The 3,295-nt window shown below is 50.6% G+C and carries 2 rRNA genes; both read left to right on the forward strand.

Annotated elements, in window-relative coordinates:
• Window positions 1-169: 169 nt before the first annotated feature.
• Window positions 170-3,101: ribosomal RNA gene (locus HCJ55_RS13850) — 23S ribosomal RNA — on the forward strand.
• Between the two features lie 77 nt (window positions 3,102-3,178).
• Window positions 3,179-3,294, forward strand: a 5S ribosomal RNA gene (gene rrf, locus HCJ55_RS13855).
• The last annotated feature ends 1 nt before the right edge of the window (window position 3,295 follow it).

Raw genomic sequence — 3,295 nt, forward strand, 5'->3', positions numbered from 1 at the left:
TTGTTCTTTGAAAACTAGATAAGAAAGTTAGTAAAGTTAGCATAGATAATTTATTATTTATGACACAAGTAACCGAGAATCATCTGAAAGTGAATCTTTCATCTGATTGGAAGTATCATCGCTGATACAGAAAATCAGAAAAACAACCTTTACTTCGTAGAAGTAAATTGGTTAAGTTAGAAAGGGCGCACGGTGGATGCCTTGGCACTAGGAGCCGAAGAAGGACGGGACTAACACCGATATGCTTTGGGGAGCTGTACGTAAGCGTTGATCCAGAGATTTCCGAATGGGGGAACCCACTATCTTTAGTCGGATAGTATCCTTACGTGAATACATAGCGTAAGGAAGGCAGACCCAGGGAACTGAAACATCTAAGTACCTGGAGGAAGAGAAAGAAAAATCGATTTCCTGAGTAGCGGCGAGCGAAACGGAAAGAGCCCAAACCAAGAAGCTTGCTTCTTGGGGTTGTAGGACACTCTATACGGAGTTACAAAAGAAAGCTATAAATGAAGCGGTCTGGAAAGGCCCGCCAAAGACGGTAACAGCCCGGTAGTTGAAATGGTTTTCCCTCCAGAGTGGATCCTGAGTACGGCGGAACACGTGAAATTCCGTCGGAATCCGGGAGGACCATCTCCCAAGGCTAAATACTCCCTAGTGACCGATAGTGAACCAGTACCGTGAGGGAAAGGTGAAAAGCACCCCGGAAGGGGAGTGAAACAGTTCCTGAAACCGTGTGCCTACAAGTAGTTAGAGCCCGTTAATGGGTGATAGCGTGCCTTTTGTAGAATGAACCGGCGAGTTACGATTTGTTGCAAGGTTAAGCGGAAAAAGCGGAGCCGTAGCGAAAGCGAGTCTGAATAGGGCGAATAAGTAACAGGTCGTAGACCCGAAACCAGGTGATCTACCCATGTCCAGGATGAAGGTAAGGTAATACTTACTGGAGGTCCGAACCCACGCACGTTGAAAAGTGCGGGGATGAGGTGTGGGTAGCGGAGAAATTCCAATCGAACTTGGAGATAGCTGGTTCTCTCCGAAATAGCTTTAGGGCTAGCCTCGAGGTAAAGAGTCATGGAGGTAGAGCACTGTTTGGACTAGGGGCCCTTCTCGGGTTACCGAATTCAGATAAACTCCGAATGCCATGTACTTATACTCGGGAGTCAGACTGCGAGTGATAAGATCCGTAGTCGAAAGGGAAACAGCCCAGACCACCAGTTAAGGTCCCAAAATATATGTTAAGTGGAAAAGGATGTGGGGTTGCTTAGACAACCAGGATGTTGGCTTAGAAGCAGCCACCATTGAAAGAGTGCGTAATAGCTCACTGGTCGAGTGACCCCGCGCCGAAAATGTACCGGGGCTAAACATATTACCGAAACTGTGGATGAACCTCATTAGAGGTTCGTGGTAGGAGAGCGTTCTAAGGGCGGTGAAGTCAGACCGGAAGGACTGGTGGAGCGCTTAGAAGTGAGAATGCCGGTATGAGTAGCGAAAGAAGGGTGAGAATCCCTTCCACCGAATATCTAAGGTTTCCTGAGGAAGGCTCGTCCGCTCAGGGTTAGTCGGGACCTAAGCCGAGGCCGATAGGCGTAGGCGATGGACAACAGGTAGAGATTCCTGTACCAGTGCTAATTGTTTAACCGATGGGGTGACACAGAAGGATAGGGAATCGCACGAATGGAAATGTGCGTCCAAGCAGTGAGTGTGAGAAGTAGGCAAATCCGCTTCTCGCGAAGCATGAGCTGTGATGGGGAAGGAAATTAAGTACGGAAGTTCCTGATTTCACGCTGTCAAGAAAAGCCTCTAGGAAGAGTAGTACTGCCCGTACCGCAAACCGACACAGGTAGATGAGGAGAGAATCCTAAGGTGAGCGAGAGAACTCTCGTTAAGGAACTCGGCAAAATGACCCCGTAACTTCGGGAGAAGGGGTGCTCTATTAGGGTGAAAGCCCGAGAGAGCCGCAGTGAATAGGCCCAGGCGACTGTTTAGCAAAAACACAGGTCTCTGCAAAACCGTAAGGTGACGTATAGGGGCTGACGCCTGCCCGGTGCTGGAAGGTTAAGAGGAGTGCTTAGCTTCGGCGAAGGTACGAATTGAAGCCCCAGTAAACGGCGGCCGTAACTATAACGGTCCTAAGGTAGCGAAATTCCTTGTCGGGTAAGTTCCGACCCGCACGAAAGGCGCAACGATCTGGGCACTGTCTCAACGAGAGACTCGGTGAAATTATAGTACCTGTGAAGATGCAGGTTACCCGCGACAGGACGGAAAGACCCCGTGGAGCTTTACTGCAACCTGATATGGAATGTTTGTACCGCTTGTACAGGATAGGTAGGAGCCGAAGAGACGTGTGCGCTAGCATACGAGGAGGCAATGGTGGGATACTACCCTGGCTGTATGACCATTCTAACCCGCCACGCTTAGCGCGTGGGGAGACAGTGTCAGGTGGGCAGTTTGACTGGGGCGGTCGCCTCCTAAAGAGTAACGGAGGCGCCCAAAGGTTCCCTCAGAATGGATGGAAATCATTCGCAGAGTGTAAAGGCACAAGGGAGCTTGACTGCGAGACTGACAAGTCGAGCAGGGACGAAAGTCGGGCTTAGTGATCCGGTGGTTCCGCATGGAAGGGCCATCGCTCAACGGATAAAAGCTACCCCGGGGATAACAGGCTTATCTCCCCCAAGAGTCCACATCGACGGGGAGGTTTGGCACCTCGATGTCGGCTCGTCGCATCCTGGGGCTGTAGTCGGTCCCAAGGGTTGGGCTGTTCGCCCATTAAAGCGGCACGCGAGCTGGGTTCAGAACGTCGTGAGACAGTTCGGTCCCTATCCGTCGCGGGCGCAGGAAATTTGAGAGGAGCTGTCCTTAGTACGAGAGGACCGGGATGGACACACCGCTGGTGTACCAGTTGTTCCGCCAGGAGCATCGCTGGGTAGCTATGTGTGGCAGGGATAAACGCTGAAAGCATCTAAGCGTGAAGCCCCCCTCAAGATGAGATTTCCCATTTCTTCGGAAAGTAAGATCCCTGAAAGATGATCAGGTAGATAGGTTTGGAGTGGAAGTGTAGCGATACATGGAGCGGACAAATACTAATCGATCGAGGACTTAACCAAAAAATGAAACGAAGTTACCTAACTGAACCCTTTCTTCTCTAGTTTTGAGAGAGCAATCTTTCAACAACTCAATATTGTCTGGTAGTTATGGCGAGAAGGTCACACCCGTTCCCATCCCGAACACGGTAGTTAAGCTTCTCCGCGCCAATGGTAGTTGGGGGCTTCCCCCTGCGAGAGTAGGTCGCTGCCGGGCA

The sequence above is a fragment of the Listeria marthii genome, from assembly GCF_014227425.1.
GTDB lineage: Bacteria > Bacillota > Bacilli > Lactobacillales > Listeriaceae > Listeria > Listeria marthii.